We start from the raw sequence: 18,116 nt of genomic DNA on the forward strand, positions 1-18,116 counted from the left end.
TCGCTGCCTACAAAAACCTGTCATTACTAGGCATAAAGTTTGCTAACCACTTTTTCAAGGAGGAACATTCTATCACAGCAGGCTATCATCTGGCCCACACCACTTTGCCGCAGGCAGGCAAGCCGCTATGCTGGGCATTCGGCCACTTGATCAAGAGACGCATGCGACCTCGCTTTTCATTATCGGGCACTGTATTAATGGGCCCTACCTGTTCAGTCTTCTCATTAGTGAGCTCTATGTTACGGCATTCGACACTACTACCCGTGGCCGCCTCTGCTGCTCTGCTGCTGAGCGGTTGCCAGTCCACGCCTAGTCTACAAGATGGCCCCCTCGGCACATGGGCCGACGATCCAATGCGCAATGCGCCGCCGATCACCCGTGGGCTGGATGCCGCTGGGTTAAGCACGCTGCTCGGCGCCGAGCTTGCCGGCCAGCGTGGCGACTATCGCTACGCAAGCCAGGGCTACCTGGAAGCAGCTAAGCGCTATCGCGAGCCAGCACTTGCCGAGCGTGCCACCTTCGCGGCCCGCTTTGGCAATGAAGCCTCATTAATAGAGGCTTCGGCGCTTCGCTGGCGAGAACTTGCCCCCCAGGCAGAAGCACCCAATCGTCTGCTGGCGGCTTTTTCTCTGCAGCGCGGCGATTGGCTCGACAGCCTTGAGCAGCGCCTGGATATTGTTGAAGCAGGCGGCCATGGCGATGTGACCGCCTTTGCAGAGGTCGCGGTGGCTGAAGAGGCGCCATTGCGGTTAATTGCCCAGCAGTTGCAAGAGCACCTAGCCCGCCCTAATGCTGAGCAATTGCCGCACCATAGCGATGTACTGCTAGGCACAGCCCTGATCGAGGCCACCCTTGGTGATACCACACTTGCTCAGCGGCGGCTTGATCAAGTCGAAGTACTTGACCCCGAATCCGCTGCATTATGGCTAGTGAAAGCGCGCTTGGCACTGGAGGTTGAGGATTATCCGACCGCTCAGCGCTCGGCTCAACAAGGGCTAGAGCTTGCGCCTGACGACGTACGTTTTATCCTGCTGCTGGCTCAGGCAGAAATTCGCCTTAACAATATAAGTGCCGCAGAAATTCAAACCGATGCACTACTCGCAAGCCATGGCGGCAATCAGGATCTGCGCTTATCGCTAGCCCAACTCTACCTGGAGGAGGGGCACCCCGAACCCGCGCAACGCTTGCTACAGCCGCTAATAGGCCAACCCGAGGTGCCGAATCTTGCCTATTACCTACTCGGCGCTATCACTCAAACCCAAGGCGATATCGATAATGCATTGCTTTATTATCGCCAAGTCAGCGAAGGCAATGAATTTTTGCCCGCTCGCTCAGCGGCGGCGCAGATGCTGATTGAGGAAGATCGCTTGCTTGATGCTCGCGCCTTTCTGCGCATTGAGCGGATGCGCTTTGACAATTACTTTAGCGAATTAGTAATGCTCGAAGTCCAGTTGCTGGACGACATGAACCAGCCCGCAGACGCGAATGCACTATTAGACCGTGAAATTAGCCGTACGCCTGATGACGCATCGCTACTTTATATGCGCGCCATGCGTCGTTGGGAAGCGGGCGACATTACGGGTATGGAGCAGGATCTACGCCAGATACTGCGTACCGACCCGAATAATGCCGAAGCCCTCAATGCGCTGGGCTACACGCTGGCCGACCTTAACTTGCCAGGACGTTTACAAGAAGCCTTTGCGCTCATTGAGCGCGCTTACGAGGCAGACCCGGACAATCCCGCCGTACTTGACAGCATGGGCTGGGTTTACTTCCGAATGGGACAGCCTGAAGAAGCGCTACCCTGGCTTGAAAGTGCCTACTCACAGCTACCAGATCAGGAGGTTGCCGCGCATCTCGCCGAAGTGCTGAAAGCGCTGGGGCGCGATGAAGAAGCACGCCGACTGATCCTGCAAATCATGCAGAGAACAAGCCAGCATCCGCTCATCGATGAGCTGCTTGAGCGTTATCCTGAGCTAAGTCCTGAGCTAAGTCCTTAAATAAGCCCTGAACTAACGCCGCAAGAGGCACCCTAAACCCAGCGAACCACCTAATTATGCGCACCAATCATGTTACCCTAGCGCCATAATCATCTAACATGGAGCCTGTTTATGTTGACACTGACGTCCCTTTCGCCCCGCTGGCCATTAACACGCCACTCTTCACGCCTCTGGCTTGCCGGGCTCGCGCTACTCCTGCTCGCCGGGTGTGCCTCTCAGGCTCCTATGGATGAGAGTGGCCGCCAGGCAGGTCAGTGGGAACGCCAGCAGGCTGAGGTAGAGTCTTTCGATACCTGGACGTTAGTCGGCAAAGCGGGATTACGCACTCCTCAAGAGAATGTCAGCGCCAACCTAGACTGGAACCAAACCCCCTATTATTTTCGCATGCTGATTAGTGGGCCGTTTGGTGGTGGGCGCAACGTGCTTGAAGGCCGCGAAGGGCGCTTCTCGCTCTCCAATAGCGATGGCCGTTTTGAAGCAGAAACACCAGAAGCACTAATGGAAGAGCAACTAGGCTGGGCGCTACCGGTCAGCGCCATGCCCGACTGGGTGCGTGGCTTACCCGGCGAACACGGTAGCTACCAGCTAGAAACCGATGAATTCGGCTTTCCGAGTCATCTTGAGCAAGACGGATGGGAAATTAACTATCGCGACTGGGAAAAAGTCGACAATCTGTGGCTACCACGCCGTATGATCATGAACTACGACGACGTTCGCATTACGCTGGTCGTTAACCAGTGGCAAGCAAGCGAGTAAGGGTCATCGTTTAAATGAACGCCCCATTAACGCTTCCCGCACCGGCCAAACTTAACCGCATGCTGCATATCGTGGGCCGTCGTGCAGACGGCTACCACTCACTGCAAACGCTATTTCAGTTTATCGATCTCTGCGATCACCTGACGCTCACTCCCCGCGATGACGGGGAGATTTTGCTAACAAGCGTGGTGAGCGGCGTTAACCACGATGACAATTTAATCGTACGTGCCGCACGGTTATTGCAAGTCCATAGCAACACACATCTAGGGGCTACGCTTACGATTGAAAAGCAGCTGCCTATGGGAGGTGGTTTAGGTGGCGGTAGCTCCAACGCCGCGACCACGTTAGTAGGGCTTAACCACCTTTGGCAACTCAATTTACCGCTTGAAGAATTAGCCCGCCTGGGGCTTCAGCTTGGGGCCGATGTGCCGGTTTTTGTACACGGCCATAGCGCCTGGGCCGAAGGGGTTGGCGAGCAGCTCACTGCGGTAGCGCTTGATACGCCATGGTTTGTGATTATTCATCCGGGCATAAGTGTCTCAACCCCTGCCGTGTTCCAAGACCCACAATTGACACGTGACAGTCGCCCCATTACTATGGCGCGCGCACTGCAGGGGGGAGCGTCGGAGTGGCGCAACGACTGTGAAGCCGTCGTAAAGGAACGCTATCCGCCAATTGCGGAAGCCCTTAACTGGCTCGCACAGCACGCACCTAGTCGGTTGACCGGCACAGGGGCTTGTTTGTTTGCTGCCTTTGAAACACAGCAAGCGGCACAGGCAACTGCGCAATTAGCGGGGCAACATTGGCCGACATGGGTTGCACGCGGGCTCAACACCTCTCCCCTACATGATGCTCTGGGCTATTTATAGTTCCGCTCTGGGCAGTTGAAAGCGCCCGGCTAACGAAGGGCCATTGTTGGGGTATCGCCAAGTGGTAAGGCACCGGTTTTTGGTATCGGCATTCCCAGGTTCGAATCCTGGTACCCCAGCCAATTTAATTTTCAACTATGGCCTAAGTATGATCTGCGTTTTCTTCCCTGATCCCCAACACTGCAAAGGTGGCTGCGCGTGTCAAAATTGATGGTTTTCGCCGGGAATGCCAATCCCGCACTCGCTCAAAAAATTGCCGAGAGCTTAGACAGCCGTATGGGTAACGCTACGGTGGGTCAATTCAGCGATGGCGAAATCGCAGTCGAGATCAATGAGAACGTGCGCGGTAAGGATGTTTTCATCCTGCAATCCACCTGTGCACCGACGAATGACAATTTGATGGAGTTGATTCTGATGGTTGACGCCCTGCGTCGTGCCTCAGCAACTCGCATTACGGCAGTACTGCCCTACTTTGGCTATGCCCGCCAGGATCGCCGCGTGCGCTCCGCACGGGTACCGATTTCCGCCAAAGTAGTGGCGGATATGATGGTTAAGGCAGGCGTTGATCGCGTGATGACCATGGATCTACACGCTGATCAGATCCAAGGCTTCTTTGATGTCCCGGTCGACAACGTCTACGGCTCCCCCATTTTGCTGGATGATATCGAACGTCAGAATTACAGCGACCTGGTCGTCGTGTCTCCTGATGTAGGCGGCGTTGTTCGCGCCCGTGCTATCGCCAAACAGTTGAATGCCGATCTCGCCATTATCGATAAGCGTCGTCCTCAGGCTAATCAAGCCCAGGTGATGCACATCATCGGCGAGATTGAAGGGCGTACCTGTGTCGTTGTCGACGATATGATTGATACTGCAGGCACTCTGTGCAAAGCCGGTGAAGCGCTAAAAGAGCACGGTGCCAAGCGCGTAGTGGCCTATGCGACACACCCGATTTTATCCGGCCCCGCGGTAGATAACATTACCAACTCCGTACTGGATGAAGTGGTGGTGACCGACACCATCCCGCTATCTGACGTTGCCCGTCGTAGCGGCAAAATTCGCCAGTTGAGCGTTGCAGGCCTGATTGCGGAAGCGATTCGCCGGGTCAGCAATGAAGAATCTGTCAGCGCGATGTTCCACTAATTCGCTGACGATACAGCCCCCTTTTGGGGCCACGGAAACGTCGTCGTCTGGTCGCGGTCGGCGACGTCTTCCTTACTTAAACTAAGAGGCAATTCCATGTCTGATTTTATCCTGAAAGCCAGCGTTCGTAACGACCTGGGGAAAGGTGCGAGCCGCCGCCTGCGTCGTGCGAACCAGCAAGTGCCGGCCGTTGTATACGGTGGCGAAAAAGGCGCGCAGTCTATCTCTGTCGAAAAAACCGCGTTCTACAAAGCGATTGAAGACGAGTCTTTCTTCTCCTCGGTCATCAAACTGATGATTGAAGGCAAAGAAGAGCAAGTCGTTGTTCGTGACCTGCAGCGTCACCCCTTCAAGCCGCTGCTGACCCACGCCGACTTCCTGCGCGTTGATGCGACTCACGAAATCACCATGAACGTGCCGCTGCACGTGACGGGCGAAGAGAAGTGTGTCGGTATCAAAGATCAAGGTGGTGAACTGCACGTACTGGCCAACGAAGTTGCGATCAGCTGCCTGCCGAAAGACCTGCCTGACTACCTTGAAGTCGACATCGCTGACGTTGAGCTAGGCACTACGCTGCACCTGTCTGACCTTACCCTACCGGCTGGCGTCACCTCAGTTGACCTGTCCCACGGTGAAGAGCACGACAATGCGGTACTTAGCATCACTAAAGTAAAAGTACGTGCTGAAGAAGATGAAGAAGGTGAAAGCGAAGGCGAAGAAGACACCAGCGCCGAGTAAACTCCCCAGCCTCCCTTGGGCCATGCCTGCATGGCCCTCGTAACGCTGACATGATGTTAGAATCAAGCGCCTCGGCGCTTGATTTTTTTTAGGGCCGTCGCTGGCGCGGCGTCACCCGTCTTCTGGATATTCTGTATGAGGTGGGAAGATGAGCCAGGTAACAGCCATTATCGGATTAGGGAACCCCGGAGCGGAGTATGATGCCACGCGCCATAATGCCGGCTTCTGGCTGGTTGATGCTATTGCGCAGAGCGCCCATGCAGAGCTGCGCCCGGAAAAGAAGTTTTTCGGCCACTACGCTAAGGTTCGACTAGGCGACCATGAGCTGCACCTACTCAACCCCGCCACCTTTATGAACCGCAGTGGCGCCGCAGTGGCAGCCCTCGCTCAGTTCTTCAAGCTGACGCCCGAAAATTTACTGGTTGCCCACGATGAACTTGACCTCCCCCCCGGCCACGCACGCTATAAAACCGGCGGCGGTCACGGCGGCCATAATGGCCTGCGCGACATCATCAGTACATTAGGCGATCAAAAACAGTTTCACCGTCTACGGATCGGTATTGGCCACCCCGGCGAAGCGCGCCAAGTGACTAATTATGTACTGGGGCGACCCGGCAAGAGCGAGCAAGAAGCCATCGTTCGTGCCCTTGATGAGTGCGTTGCCACGCTACCCTTAGCGCTAGCGGGCGACTGGGCCAAAGCGATGAACCAGTTACACAGCCTTAAACCAGAATAGCCTCCGTCGACAACTGGCGAGTGACGCCAGTAGCTGACGGCTAGCACATCTCGTAGAATGGCGATTATTTCACGCCCTACCATCTTATTCTCAGGAACATTTTATGGGTTTCAATTGCGGCATCGTCGGCCTGCCTAACGTCGGCAAGTCCACACTATTCAATGCACTGACGAAGTCAGGCATCGATGCAGAGAACTTCCCCTTCTGCACCATTGAGCCGAACGTGGGTATCGTACCGATGCCGGATCCGCGCCTTGATAAGCTCGCCGAAATCGTCAAGCCGCAAAAAGTACTGCCGACGACCATGGAGTTCGTCGACATTGCTGGCCTCGTCGCCGGGGCATCCAAAGGCGAAGGCTTAGGCAATAAATTCCTAGCCAATATTCGTGAAACCCAAGCGATTGCCCATGTGGTGCGCTGCTTCGATAACGACAACGTTATCCACGTAGCCAACCAAGTCGATCCCCGCGCCGATATCGAAACAATCAATTTAGAACTGGCACTGGCCGACCTGGATACCGTCGAAAAAGCTAGCCAGCGCCTGGTTCGCTCGGTCAAAGGCGGCGACAAAGACGCTATGGCAACCAAGGCGATTCTTGACCGTATCCAGCCCCACGTGGCTGAAGGCTTGCCGCTGCGTAGCTTTGGCTTAAGCGAAGAAGAGCAGCGCCAGGTGAAGAGCTTTGGCTTTTTGACCCTAAAGCCGACTATGTATATTGCCAATGTTAATGAAGACGGTTTCGAGAACAATCCGTATCTGGATATTGTTAATGAAATCGCCGCCGAGGAAGGCGCACTGGTGGTGCCCGTGTGCAATCAGTTGGAAGCTGAGATCGCTGAGTTGGATGACGAAGAGCGTTCGATGTTTTTGAGCGAAATGGGCATGGACGAACCAGGCCTTGATCGCGTCATTCGCGCGGGCTACTCCCTGCTGGGTCTGCAAACCTACTTCACCGCCGGCGTTAAAGAAGTACGTGCCTGGACAGTGAAAGAGGGTGCAACCGCCCCAGAAGCCGCTGGCGTGATTCACACCGACTTCCAAAAAGGCTTTATCCGTGCCGAAGTTGTTGCCTATGACGATTTTGTATCATTAAATGGCGAGCAGGGCGCTAAAGATGCCGGAAAGTGGCGTCTAGAAGGCAAAGAGTACATTGTTAAAGATGGCGATGTAGTGCACTTCCGCTTTAATGTATAAGCGCCAACTTGCATACAAGCAGTAATAAAATATTGACGGAGGGCGGGGTTATCAGTATCATTCGCCCCCGTTGAAAGGCTACGTAGCTCAGCTGGTTAGAGCACATCACTCATAATGATGGGGTCCCCTGTTCAAATCAGGGCGTAGCCACCAAACAACGAACTTAAGAATTTAGCAAAAGCCCGCCGACCCTGTCAGCGGGCTTTTTTGTTTCTAACGCATTTAGCGATAACTCTTCTAAAGCTAACCGCTAACCCAGGGTTTCACGATTCAAAAACAGCGTTAACGCGCGAGTCAGATACTCGACATCTTTCGTGCCCGCCGTCTCCCGAATCGAATGCATGGCCCACTGGGGTACGCCGACATCAATGGTGGGCACCCCTAACTCGGTGGCAGTAATTGGGCCAATCGTACTGCCGCAGCCCATATCCGCCCGAGTAACAAACGACTGTACAGGTACGTCCGCCTCGCGACATACATCGCGAAACAGCGCGCCGGTGACACTATTGGTGGCGTAGCGCTGGCTCGAATTCACCTTGATGACCGGGCCACCATTAATCGCCGGGCCGTGGCGTTCATCGTGCTTATCGCGAAAATTAGGGTGTAGCGCGTGGGCGTTATCGCAAGAGATCATCAACGACGATTGAATCAGTTGAATCAGCGATTCTTCACTTCCCTTTTCACTCTTTTTTCCCTCTCCCCCGACGTGGGCATTAATGCGCTTTAACACATCAGCCAAGAAAGGGCCTTGGGCACCACTGGCACTGGCACTGCCGACTTCCTCATGATCGTTAGCTACCAGCAAAGCGCCTTGACGACCATCGCAAGCCAAAAGCGCTTCTAAACCCATAAAGCAGGAGAGTAGGTTATCCAATCGGGCACTCGCCACTAGCTCTTGCTTAACACCGACCAGCGATGGCGGCTGAACATCGTAAAACCCTAACTCAAAATCGACTACTTCTACAGCTCGCAGGCCGTGCTGCTCTTCAAGCCATTGCGCCACCAGCTCGCCTAGCGTAGCCGTGTCGCTTTGCATCAACACGGGCGCCATTTGCGTCTGAGGATTAATCGGACGACCACTATTCACGTCACGATCAAGATGTATCGCCAGACTGGGCACCATGGCAATCGCACGGTCGACATTGAGCAACACGCTTTCTAAGCGGCCATCGGCATGGCGCACATGCACCCGCCCTGCCAACCCAAGATCACGGTCAAACCATGGCGCCAATAAAACACCGCCGTATACCTGCACACCTAACTGCAGCCAGCCGGCCGAGAATTGTGTGGCATTAGGCTTTAGATGCAGTCCCGGGCTATCAGTATGCGCGCCGATCATGCGCAGCGCGGCCAACCCAGACTCAGGCAGTTGAAAAGCAATAATTGCCGAATCGTTACGGGTTACGTAGTAACGCTTGCCCGGTGTAAGCTGCCAATTGGCCTTTTCTTCCAGCCGCTGAAAACCGGCTTGCTCCAATCGCACGCCCATATTGCTTGCGGCGTGCCAAGGGGTCGGTGATTGGCGCAGAAAATCGCATAGACGCGTTAAACGATCAGCGTTGAAAGTCTCGGACATGGAAATCCTCATAACAGTAATGATTGAGTCTCATAGCGCAGGCGACCTGCTACAATACCCCCTCGACCTACGCAACTCATGGGTCTTATGCGGGTCTAGGGAAGAATGAGTGTACACAAATCCGGGAGAGCTTGACTGATGAGCTTGTTTGCAACGCTTTCGCGTTCGGTCGCCCTGGCTGTCATGCTGGTTATTACCAGCCCAGCTGCCTTCGCGCAACTTGAGCCGACCAACGAACAACGCCAGGCGGCAGTGGAAATTGCGGACTCGCTCCGCTACGGCCACTATGCTGATATTACTTTTGATGAAGCGTGGTCGCAGGACGCTTTCCAACGCTACTTGGATATTCTTGACGGCCAGCGCGCCTACCTCTTGCGCAGCGACATCGAGCCCTATCGCCACTTAGAGACAGGCATGGCAGACGCCCTTTTTAATGGCGATCTAGAGGATGCATTTGGCCTCTACAACGCCTTCAGCGAGAGGCAGCGGGCGCGCCTTGAGTCACTGCTTGCGCAGCTTGACGAAGGCCTTGATTTCGATTTTGAGAGCAACGAGCGCCTAGAAATTGACCGTGAAGAGGCGCCTTGGGCATCCCGGCAAAGCGAACTCGACGAGTTATGGCGCAAGCGGCTCAAAAACGACGCTTTAACACTTGCCTTGACCGATCAGGATGACGAGCAGATTGAAACAAATCTGCGCCAACGCTATGAAGGCCAACTGACGCGCTTGGAACAAACCGAACCTGAGGATGTATTTGGCGTACTGATGGCGGCCGTCACTAGCAGCATCGACCCACACACCGGTTATCTCTCCCCCCGCCAGGGCGAATCGTTTGATATCCAAATGAGCCTCTCCCTTGAAGGCATTGGCGCCCTGCTTCAATCGGACGGCGAGTACGTAAAAGTCTCCAGTTTAGTACCCGGTGGCCCAGCAGAACGCGCCGGCGTATTGGAACCCGCTGATCGAATCATCGCCGTAGGCCAGGAAGAAGGCGAGATGGTCAATGTGGTTGGCATGCGCCTGGATAACGTGGTGGATCTGATTCGCGGCCCCAAAGGCTCTATTGTTCGCCTGGATGTGGTACCTGCCCAAGCGGTTGATATGACCCGTTCGCAAACCGTTCAGATCACCCGTGATACCGTCAGCCTTGAAGATCAAGCCGCCCACGGCGAAGTGATTGAAGTGCAGCGAGACGGCGAACCACACCGCCTAGGGGTGATTAATATCCCTACTTTCTATGTCGACTTTGACGCCTGGCAAGCGGGTGAGGAGGAGTATCGCAGCACCACGCGTGATGTCGCCAAAGAAGTTGAACGTCTGAAAGAAGAGGGCGTGGAAGGTATCGTGCTTGACCTGCGCAACAACGGCGGCGGCGCGCTGCAGGAAGCCAATTCGCTTATTGGCCTGTTTATTGACCGCGGCCCCACCGTACAAGTGCGCGATGCCCAGGGACGCATTCAGCTCTATGGCGACAGTGAAGCAGGAACGCTCTATGACGGCCCCCTAGGCGTGCTAGTGAATCGCCTCTCCGCCTCCGCTTCAGAAATCTTTGCGGGTGCGATTCAAGACTACGGTCGCGGCCTCGTTCTGGGTACGTCAACCTTCGGTAAAGGCACCGTGCAGACGCTTAACGAATTGAGCCATGGGCAGATTAAGCTAACCCGCGCCAAGTTCTATCGCATCTCTGGCGATAGCACCCAGAACCGCGGCGTTGAGCCAGATATCGACTTCCCCAGCCTGATTGACCCCGAGCGTATCGGTGAAAGCAGTCTGGATAATGCGCTAGCCTGGGATACCGTTCAGAACGTGCAGTATCGTCGCTATGGCGAACCTGAAACCATGCTGGACAAACTGATAGCTCAGCACAATGCACGGGCCGAAAACAACGCGAACTTCCGCTATTTAGAGCGCCAGTCCACGCTGGCCCGACAGTTACGTGAGCAGCACACCAGCGTGAGCTTAAATCGCGAGCAGCGTAAACGCGAAATGGAAGCCCAGGAAGCCGAACAGCTCTCGTTGGAAAACCAACGCCGCCGTGCGCTAGGTTTAGAGGAACTGGATGAGTGGATGGATGCTCGAATGGACGAAGTTGCCGATACCGAAGAGACCGATAGCACTGAGGATGAGGCTCTGGCCGTTGATCGTGCCTATGTACTCGAATCTGCTGAAATCCTACTCGATTACACCCACCTGCAAGAGTCTCGGCGACTAGCCGCAAAGCGTTAATGGCTTTCTGTTAAACGCTAAGCTGACTGCTAAACACTACGCTGAGTTCAAAAACGCCGCCCCTTTCACAAGGGGCGGCGTTTTGGTTTTAACAGAGCGCCGCCAGGCGGTCAGGCCGATCGCCCATTTTGGTTAAGCGCTTAGTGAGCGCTGCCAACTGAACGGCACTGCCCTGACTACCCGCGCGAATAATCTCAAGTGCCCAGGCAGGTAACTTTGGAGCGAGCCGGTAATAGACCCACTGACCTTCGCGCTGATCACTCAGCAGCCCGCATTGACGCAGCTGAGCCAAATGACGCGATACTTTAGGCTGCGACTCCTGCAACGCATGAGTCATTTCGCACACGCAAAGCTCGCGCTCTTGAGCCACCAGGAGCACCAGCATCAAACGCGTTTCATCGCTTAAACACTTAAATACTTGCAGCGCCTTGGGCGCATTGACGTTGCCCACCATGAACTTCCTAAACCAATGGATGATCAGCGTATTTTACGTCACTAGAGTGGCTGACGATAAGTATCAATCACCGTTGCAACGATCCAACATACGCACCTTTCAGGCACGACAAAATAGCCTAGGCGCTAGCTGGCGGCGATATAGCATGATGGGTAGCATTAAATGAGAACAGTCAGCGTTTAGCTAACTGGCATTTCAACGAATGACAATATAGAAGGGGAATAAAGAGAGATGGCTCCTCGAGCAGGACTCGAACCTGCGACCCAATGATTAACAGTCATTTGCTCTACCAACTGAGCTATCGAGGAACAATGCACTACCTAAGACAACGCACCGACTAATACGGCGTACTGTAAAGAGGCAGCTAAAATAGATACTAACAGCAGTACAACTTGGCTCCTCGAGCAGGACTCGAACCTGCGACCCAATGATTAACAGTCATTTGCTCTACCAACTGAGCTATCGAGGAACATTGTGATGTTTAGAGCGAAGCCAACCTGATGATCAATATCAGCAAGTAATTGGCTCCTCGAGCAGGACTCGAACCTGCGACCCAATGATTAACAGTCATTTGCTCTACCAACTGAGCTATCGAGGAACTGCCTAAACACGGTGCGTAGTATACCCATAGAATCCTGAGGGTCAAGTATCGATTATGGATGAATGCTAGCCGCTGGTTTCTTCAATCCGTATAATGCGCCTACTCATGATAGCGGTTTGGCCTAGTAACCTGCTGGCCGCACGACAACACTCCATTCATCCTCGTCCCCCGACGACTCATAGATGACAGGTACCGATGGCGAAGAAGCTCTTCATCAAAACGCACGGCTGCCAAATGAACGAGTACGACTCCTCTCGCATGGCGGATCTGCTCGGCGAATCTCACCAGCTCGAACTCACTGATAATGAGCGTGAAGCCGATGTCATTCTGTTAAACACCTGCTCGATTCGCGAAAAAGCGCAGGAGAAAGTTTTTCATCAGCTGGGACGCTGGAAAAAACTCAAAGATGCCAACCCTAACTTAGTGATTGGCGTTGGTGGCTGCGTAGCAAGCCAGGAAGGCGAAGCGATTCGCAAGCGTGCCCCTCACGTGGACATGGTGTTCGGGCCGCAAACCCTGCACCGCGTACCGTCGATGCTGGATGCCCGTGGCAATAACCAGATTGCCGCGGTGGATGTCACTTTTCCCGAGATCGAAAAGTTCGACCACCTGCCCAAGCCTACTTCCGACGGTGCAACGGCGTTTTTGTCGATCATGGAAGGCTGCTCAAAGTATTGCACCTTCTGCGTGGTGCCCTACACCCGCGGTGAAGAGGTCTCGCGTCCCTTTGAGGCGGTGATGGATGAAGTCATCCACCTCTCCGACCAGGGCGTGCGCGAAATTAACCTGCTAGGCCAGAACGTGAATGCCTATCGCGGTGAGAACCAGCTTGGCGATGAAATCGATCTTGCTGAGCTGATTGCCTGTGTGGCGGCGGTTGATGGTATTGACCGCATACGCTTTACCACCTCGCACCCGGTAGAATTTACCGACAGCCTGGTTGACGCCTTCGCCGATATTCCCGAGTTGGTCAGTCACCTGCACCTGCCGGTTCAGTCGGGCTCAGACCGGATCCTCAACGCCATGAAGCGTGGCCATACGGCGGCAGAGTATGTCGAGAAGATGGAGCGTATCCGCGCCAATCGCCCGGACATAAGCTTCTCATCTGATTTCATCATCGGCTTCCCCGGCGAAACAGAAGAAGATTTTGAGGCGACGATGAACCTGATTCATCAGATCGGTTTCGATCATTCGTTTAGCTTCGTTTACTCTGCGCGCCCCGGCACCCCGGCCTCTGGCCTCCCGGATGAAACCCCGGAAAGTGTCAAAAAGCAGCGTTTGGCAATATTACAAGAGCGGATTATTCAACAAACCGCGCAAATTAGCCGTCGCATGGTAGGTAGCACGCAGCGTGTGCTGGTCAACGGCTTTTCGCCACGCGACCCCGGCCAGCTCTCAGGGCGCACCGAGAATAACCGGGTAGTCAACTTCCGCGCCGCCAACCCCACTGAGCTGATCGGCTACTTTGTCGATGTGGAAATCACTGAAGCATTCCCCAATTCTCTGCGCGGTGAGCTTGCCTCGCCCGAGCGCTATTAATCGTTCTCTTAGCACAGCTAACTAACACAGGTAATTGCCCCGACACCACTCGGGGCAGTAAGCTGAACGATACACACACTAACGAGGGGTTCCCCACTCTTGAGCCAGCCAACACCTCAGGCCAATCGCATCATCACCTTAAGCCTTGAACCCAATGATCCGCAGCGCCTTGCTAGCCTTTGCGGCCAGCAGGACGAGCATTTGAAGCTGATTGAAAGCCGCCTAGATGTGACGCTGCGCAACCGGGGCAATGTGTTTCAACTGGCGGGCCCCGCCAACCGTATTAAGGCAGCGGCGAACGTGTTGGAGCACCTCTATCGTGAAACAGCGGCGAGCGAGCTTGAGGCTGATACCGTGCACCTATTCCTGCAAGAGTCCGGGCTTGAAGCGCTGGAAGAGGAAGAAGACGGCAGCGGCAGCAGCGATGAAGTGATCATGCGCACACCGCGTACCATGATCAAACCACGCGGGCTTAACCAGCAACGCTACGTTTCAAGTATCCGCGAGCACGATATCAACTTCGGCATTGGGCCTGCGGGCACGGGTAAAACCTACCTTGCCGTTGCCGCCGCGGTCGAAGCACTTAACCAACAGGAAGTTCGCCGCATCCTGCTCGTGCGCCCGGCGGTTGAAGCGGGTGAAAAGCTGGGTTTCCTGCCCGGCGATCTGGCTCAGAAAATCGATCCCTACCTGCGTCCTCTTTACGACGCCTTGTATGAAATGATCGGTTTTGAGCAAGTAGCCAAATTGATTGAGCGCCAGGTAATTGAGATCGCCCCACTGGCTTATATGCGCGGCCGTACGCTCAATAACTCCTATATCATTTTAGATGAGAGCCAGAACACCACCCCGGAGCAGATGAAAATGTTCCTAACCCGGATTGGCTTTGGCTCCACCGCGGTGATTACCGGCGACGTGACCCAGGTCGACCTGCCCAAAGGCCAGCGTTCAGGGCTGATTCAAGTGCTCGACGTACTGAAAGATACTCAAGGCATCGGTGTTACCCACTTTGCCGCCAAGGATGTGGTACGTCACCCGCTGGTTCAGCGCATTATCGAAGCCTACGATATGTTTGAATCCCAGCAGGAAGTGGAAGAGCGCGCCCGCCGCGAGGTACGCCAGCAAGAGCGCGACGCACGTATGCAGGCACGTGAAGGCGCCTGGGATAGCTCGCGATGAGCGTATCTTTGAACGATGCCCCTGTGAACCAGGCTACCGAGGTCATCGTTGATCGCCAGGCAGCGATTGACGAACCACTGCTACCCAGCCTGAAACAGCTCACCCACTGGGTGGGCTGTGTGTTTGCCCACCACCCTGACGATCAGCGTCTTGAAGTGACGATTCGCTTTGTGGATGAGGGTGAAAGCCAAACGCTCAACCGAGATTATCGCGGCAAAGATAGCACGACCAACGTACTGTCATTCCCCTTTGAAGGCCCACCGGGAGTTGATTTGCCGTTACTTGGCGATCTGGTGATTTGTCACGCCGTAGTAGCCAAAGAAGCCAGCGAGCAAAATAAGCCCATTGAGCATCACTACGCCCATATGGTCGTGCATGGCATCCTGCATTTAATGGGCTACGATCATATTGACGATGAAGAAGCCGAAGAGATGGAGCAGTTCGAGCGTGAGCTGTTGGCCGAACTGAGCATCCCTGACCCCTACTCTGACGATACCCACGCACCCATGGGTGACGACGTCTAAGCACCTACAACTTTATTATTTGCTAGCGGGTGCGTTAAATCAGGTAACAATGAATCTGGTACTATCCCCCGCTTCAGTGATAAAACAGCTACTTGTCTGCCCGCAAACGAGAGAATTGACGCATGAGCGAAGACCGATCGAGCAACCCTAATCAAAAATCCTGGCTCGAGAAACTCTTTGGCGCCCTTTCCGGAGATAATGACGAACCCAGCTCGCGAGATGAGCTGATGACGTTTTTACGCCATACCGCAGGGAAATTAAAGCTGGATCAAGACGCCATCATGATCATCGAAGGCGCGCTAGAAATCAGCGACCAGCAAGTTCGTGAAGTACTCATCCCCCGCTCCCAGGTATCGGCCATTGCCCTGGATCAAACCACCGATGGTTACCTACCGTTGATTCAGGAAACCGGCCACTCTCGCTACCCGGTCATTGGCGAAAACCTGGATGATATTAAAGGTATTCTGCTGGTCAAAGACCTGCTACCACTGCTCTCGCAAACCCAGGCTCAGCGTGACGCCTTCAAGCTTGATGACATTTTGCGCCCAGCGATGTTTATCCCCGAATCTAAACGGCTTAACAGCCTGCTCAAAGAGTTTCGTGACACCCATAATCATATGGCGGTCGTGGTGGATGAATACGGCGGTACCGCTGGTATTATTACCATTGAAGATATTCTTGAACAGATCGTCGGCGATATCGAAGATGAGCATGATACCGATGAAGAGGACGATATCCGCGAGATTGAAAATGGCCGCTTTGCCATTCGCGCACTAACCCCTATCGAAGACTTCAATGAACGCTTTGATACCGAGTTCTCTGACGAAGAGTTTGATACCGTTGGCGGCCTGGTAATGCAGCAGTTCGGCCATCTCCCTCGGCGCGGTGAACACACCGTGCTTGGCGGCTGGCGGTTTATAATTCTCAATGCCGACACTCGGCGCATTCGTCTGCTCGAAGCCTACCGCGACACCCGCCGTGATGACGAAGAGGATGATGACCAGGAGAACAAGCCAGCCTAGTCACAAGCCGTCACGCTGCTCGCTACCCCACTCTCTCGTACTTTACCGACGATAGGTTATCGCTATGGGTTTACCCCCCGCGTTTTTGTTACAGCTGCTTGCCGCCCTGGTGGCGGGCGGTTTCACCACCCTAACGGCTTCCCCTTTTGAGCTTTGGTGGCTAGGCCCGGTGGCGATTGGTTTGCTGTATGTTGGCCTGCACACCTTAACTCCCGCCCAGGCGGCCCTGAAAGGGTGGCTGTACGGCGTGGCGCTATTCGCCAGCGGCACTTCCTGGGTGTATATCTCTATCCATGACTATGGCTATACCGGCGTACCGCTGGCGGTATTTCTTACCGCGTTGTTCGTCACGGTTCTGGCGTTGTTTTTTGCCGGCACCTTCTGGCTATATCGGCGTTTCACCTCTGCCCGGCTGGCGTTTGTCAGTTTTGCCGGTGCCTGGGTACTGGGCGAGGTGCTGCGCACCTACCTGTTTACCGGCTTTCCCTGGCTGCTGCTGGGCTCAGGCTATGTCGACTCACCACTAGCCGCCTGGGCGCCCGTTGGCGGCGTCTACCTACTCTCTTTATTGGTCGCACTGAGTGGTGCGCTTGGCGCTGAGTTGTTGCTTCGCCGCCGATGGTGGGCTCTTGCTCCTCTCGCGGCTATTTGGTTAATCCCACTGGCATTGCCGCAGCAGTGGACCACGCCAGCCAGTGAACCCACCCGTGTCGCCTTGCTGCAGGGCAACCTGCCTCAGCTGTCAAAGTGGACGCCAGAAGGCCAACGTGAAGCCGCCAATACCTATAGCGAACTCACCCGGGAAGTCGCCGACCAGGTCGATCTGATCATCTGGCCAGAGACTGCTCTACCGATGATGGAGATCCAGGCCCGCCCGGTGTTAGAGCGGGTGCAAGCTAACCTGCCGCGTGACGTCGCCCTGCTCACCGGCATCGTTCAGCGCGACGAACAAGAACGCTATTTCAATAGTGTCATTGGCGTAGGCGACGTAGAAGGCAACTACCAGAAAGAGCACCTGGTGCCCTTTGGCGAGTACCTACCGCTGGAGAGCGTGCTACGTGGGGCCATTAATTTTTTCGATTTACCAATGTCGACGTTTACCAAAGGTGAAACAGAGCAAACACCGATGCAGGCCGCCGGGATTTCTATTGGCAACGCGATCTGTTATGAGATTATTTACCCGCAGTTGGTCGCCCGCCGTGCCCAAGATAGCGGAGTCATCATGACGGTCTCTAACGACACCTGGTTTGGCGCTTCAATCGGCCCCCACCAGCATCTTCAGATGGCACGGCTGCGTGCGTTAGAAAACGGTCGCTATGTGGTGCGCGCTACCAGTAACGGTATTACTGCGATTATCGACCCTAATGGGCAAATTGTTGAACGCGCGCCACAGTTTGAAACCACAACGCTTACCGGCGAGTTCTATGCGATGCAGGGCCTGACACCGTTCACCCGTTTGGGTAGTTGGCCTGCTTGGTTGCTGGCAGGACTGATGCTAATACCGGGCGTAGTGGCCACGCGAGGCACCCGCCAAGCGCGAAGCTGATAAAGCCGCGATTCT

The 18,116-nt window shown here is 54.8% G+C and carries 15 protein-coding genes and 5 tRNA genes; 15 read left to right on the top strand and 5 right to left on the bottom strand.

Annotated features, from left to right (window positions below):
* The first annotated feature begins 236 nt into the window (after nt 1–236).
* The 9 genes from A6R74_RS12550 (at nt 237) to A6R74_RS12590 (ending at nt 7,587) form a co-directional block, all read left to right on the top strand.
* Nucleotides 237–2,000: a tetratricopeptide repeat protein gene (locus tag A6R74_RS12550; protein ID WP_064234807.1), complete on the top strand. Its 1,764-nt coding sequence runs from the start codon at nt 237–239 to the stop codon at nt 1,998–2,000.
* 111 nt (nt 2,001–2,111) lie between these two features.
* On the top strand, nt 2,112–2,756 hold the full coding sequence (gene lolB / locus A6R74_RS12555) for a lipoprotein insertase outer membrane protein LolB (protein WP_064234808.1): 645 nt from the start codon (nt 2,112–2,114) through the stop codon (nt 2,754–2,756).
* A gap of 14 nt (nt 2,757–2,770) precedes the next feature.
* Nucleotides 2,771–3,625 (top strand): 4-(cytidine 5'-diphospho)-2-C-methyl-D-erythritol kinase, encoded by an 855-nt coding sequence (gene ispE, locus A6R74_RS12560; protein WP_064234809.1) that lies wholly within the window; start codon nt 2,771–2,773, stop codon nt 3,623–3,625.
* Nucleotides 3,626–3,672: 47 nt separating this feature from the next.
* Nucleotides 3,673–3,747: transfer RNA gene (locus A6R74_RS12565), tRNA-Gln, on the top strand.
* Nucleotides 3,748–3,823: 76 nt separating this feature from the next.
* Complete coding sequence (locus tag A6R74_RS12570; protein ID WP_175540359.1) at nt 3,824–4,765, top strand: ribose-phosphate pyrophosphokinase; 942 nt, start codon at nt 3,824–3,826, stop codon at nt 4,763–4,765.
* 96 nt (nt 4,766–4,861) lie between these two features.
* Nucleotides 4,862–5,503 (top strand): 50S ribosomal protein L25/general stress protein Ctc, encoded by a 642-nt coding sequence (locus tag A6R74_RS12575; RefSeq protein WP_064234810.1) that lies wholly within the window; start codon nt 4,862–4,864, stop codon nt 5,501–5,503.
* Nucleotides 5,504–5,651: 148 nt separating this feature from the next.
* Entirely contained in the window at nt 5,652–6,239 is a 588-nt protein-coding gene (gene pth / locus A6R74_RS12580; protein ID WP_064234811.1) for an aminoacyl-tRNA hydrolase, read from the top strand.
* A 103-nt stretch (nt 6,240–6,342) separates the two neighbouring features.
* Nucleotides 6,343–7,434, top strand: a complete 1,092-nt coding sequence (gene ychF, locus A6R74_RS12585; RefSeq protein WP_064234812.1) for a redox-regulated ATPase YchF — start codon at nt 6,343–6,345, stop codon at nt 7,432–7,434.
* Between the two features lie 76 nt (nt 7,435–7,510).
* A tRNA-Met gene (locus A6R74_RS12590) sits at nt 7,511–7,587 on the top strand.
* A gap of 97 nt (nt 7,588–7,684) precedes the next feature.
* Here A6R74_RS12590 and A6R74_RS12595 read toward each other — a convergent pair.
* Nucleotides 7,685–9,010 (bottom strand): M18 family aminopeptidase, encoded by a 1,326-nt coding sequence (locus tag A6R74_RS12595; protein ID WP_064234813.1) that lies wholly within the window; start codon nt 9,008–9,010, stop codon nt 7,685–7,687.
* A 138-nt stretch (nt 9,011–9,148) separates the two neighbouring features.
* Here A6R74_RS12595 and A6R74_RS12600 point away from each other — a divergent pair, with 138 nt between their 5' ends.
* Nucleotides 9,149–11,236 carry a carboxy terminal-processing peptidase gene (locus A6R74_RS12600; protein ID WP_064234814.1) on the top strand — a complete coding sequence of 696 codons (2,088 nt, stop codon included), beginning with the start codon at nt 9,149–9,151 and terminating at the stop codon, nt 11,234–11,236.
* 88 nt (nt 11,237–11,324) lie between these two features.
* Here the strand turns inward: A6R74_RS12600 and A6R74_RS12605 are convergent, their stop codons facing one another.
* The 4 genes from A6R74_RS12605 to A6R74_RS12620 form a co-directional block, all read right to left on the bottom strand.
* Nucleotides 11,325–11,690: a metalloregulator ArsR/SmtB family transcription factor gene (locus A6R74_RS12605; protein ID WP_064234815.1), complete on the bottom strand. Its 366-nt coding sequence runs from the start codon at nt 11,688–11,690 to the stop codon at nt 11,325–11,327.
* Nucleotides 11,691–11,922: 232 nt separating this feature from the next.
* A tRNA-Asn gene (locus tag A6R74_RS12610) sits at nt 11,923–11,998 on the bottom strand.
* An 85-nt stretch (nt 11,999–12,083) separates the two neighbouring features.
* Nucleotides 12,084–12,159, bottom strand: a tRNA-Asn gene (locus A6R74_RS12615).
* 53 nt (nt 12,160–12,212) lie between these two features.
* Nucleotides 12,213–12,288 (bottom strand) — tRNA-Asn (locus A6R74_RS12620).
* 198 nt (nt 12,289–12,486) lie between these two features.
* Here A6R74_RS12620 and miaB point away from each other — a divergent pair.
* The 5 genes from miaB (at nt 12,487) to lnt (ending at nt 18,101) form a co-directional block, all read left to right on the top strand.
* On the top strand, nt 12,487–13,830 hold the full coding sequence (gene miaB, locus A6R74_RS12625; RefSeq protein ID WP_064234816.1) for a tRNA (N6-isopentenyl adenosine(37)-C2)-methylthiotransferase MiaB: 1,344 nt from the start codon (nt 12,487–12,489) through the stop codon (nt 13,828–13,830).
* 99 nt (nt 13,831–13,929) lie between these two features.
* Nucleotides 13,930–15,009 carry a PhoH family protein gene (locus tag A6R74_RS12630; RefSeq protein WP_064234817.1) on the top strand — a complete coding sequence of 360 codons (1,080 nt, stop codon included), beginning with the start codon at nt 13,930–13,932 and terminating at the stop codon, nt 15,007–15,009.
* Nucleotides 15,006–15,533 (top strand): rRNA maturation RNase YbeY, encoded by a 528-nt coding sequence (ybeY, locus tag A6R74_RS12635; RefSeq protein ID WP_064234818.1) that lies wholly within the window; start codon nt 15,006–15,008, stop codon nt 15,531–15,533. Before A6R74_RS12630 ends, ybeY begins: the two co-directional genes overlap by 4 nt.
* Before the next feature lie 122 nt (nt 15,534–15,655).
* Nucleotides 15,656–16,555: an HlyC/CorC family transporter gene (locus A6R74_RS12640; protein WP_064234819.1), complete on the top strand. Its 900-nt coding sequence runs from the start codon at nt 15,656–15,658 to the stop codon at nt 16,553–16,555.
* 64 nt (nt 16,556–16,619) lie between these two features.
* Nucleotides 16,620–18,101, top strand: coding sequence for an apolipoprotein N-acyltransferase (gene lnt, locus A6R74_RS12645; protein WP_064234820.1), 1,482 nt, complete (start codon nt 16,620–16,622; stop codon nt 18,099–18,101).
* The last annotated feature ends 15 nt before the right edge of the window (nt 18,102–18,116 follow it).

Source organism: Halomonas sp. ALS9, from assembly GCF_001651035.1.
Classification (GTDB): domain Bacteria; phylum Pseudomonadota; class Gammaproteobacteria; order Pseudomonadales; family Halomonadaceae; genus Vreelandella.

Coding starts and splice junctions, on each gene's coding strand:
- pth (WP_064234811.1), top strand. CDS start 5,652: ATGAGCCAGGTAACAGCCATTATCGGATTAGGGAACCCCGGAGCGGAG.
- lolB (WP_064234808.1), top strand. CDS start 2,112: ATGTTGACACTGACGTCCCTTTCGCCCCGCTGGCCATTAACACGCCAC.
- A6R74_RS12605 (WP_064234815.1), bottom strand. CDS start 11,690: ATGGTGGGCAACGTCAATGCGCCCAAGGCGCTGCAAGTATTTAAGTGT.
- A6R74_RS12640 (WP_064234819.1), top strand. CDS start 15,656: ATGAGCGAAGACCGATCGAGCAACCCTAATCAAAAATCCTGGCTCGAG.
- ispE (WP_064234809.1), top strand. CDS start 2,771: ATGAACGCCCCATTAACGCTTCCCGCACCGGCCAAACTTAACCGCATG.
- ychF (WP_064234812.1), top strand. CDS start 6,343: ATGGGTTTCAATTGCGGCATCGTCGGCCTGCCTAACGTCGGCAAGTCC.
- ybeY (WP_064234818.1), top strand. CDS start 15,006: ATGAGCGTATCTTTGAACGATGCCCCTGTGAACCAGGCTACCGAGGTC.
- A6R74_RS12595 (WP_064234813.1), bottom strand. CDS start 9,010: ATGTCCGAGACTTTCAACGCTGATCGTTTAACGCGTCTATGCGATTTT.
- A6R74_RS12575 (WP_064234810.1), top strand. CDS start 4,862: ATGTCTGATTTTATCCTGAAAGCCAGCGTTCGTAACGACCTGGGGAAA.
- lnt (WP_064234820.1), top strand. CDS start 16,620: ATGGGTTTACCCCCCGCGTTTTTGTTACAGCTGCTTGCCGCCCTGGTG.
- A6R74_RS12550 (WP_064234807.1), top strand. CDS start 237: ATGTTACGGCATTCGACACTACTACCCGTGGCCGCCTCTGCTGCTCTG.
- A6R74_RS12600 (WP_064234814.1), top strand. CDS start 9,149: ATGAGCTTGTTTGCAACGCTTTCGCGTTCGGTCGCCCTGGCTGTCATG.
- miaB (WP_064234816.1), top strand. CDS start 12,487: ATGGCGAAGAAGCTCTTCATCAAAACGCACGGCTGCCAAATGAACGAG.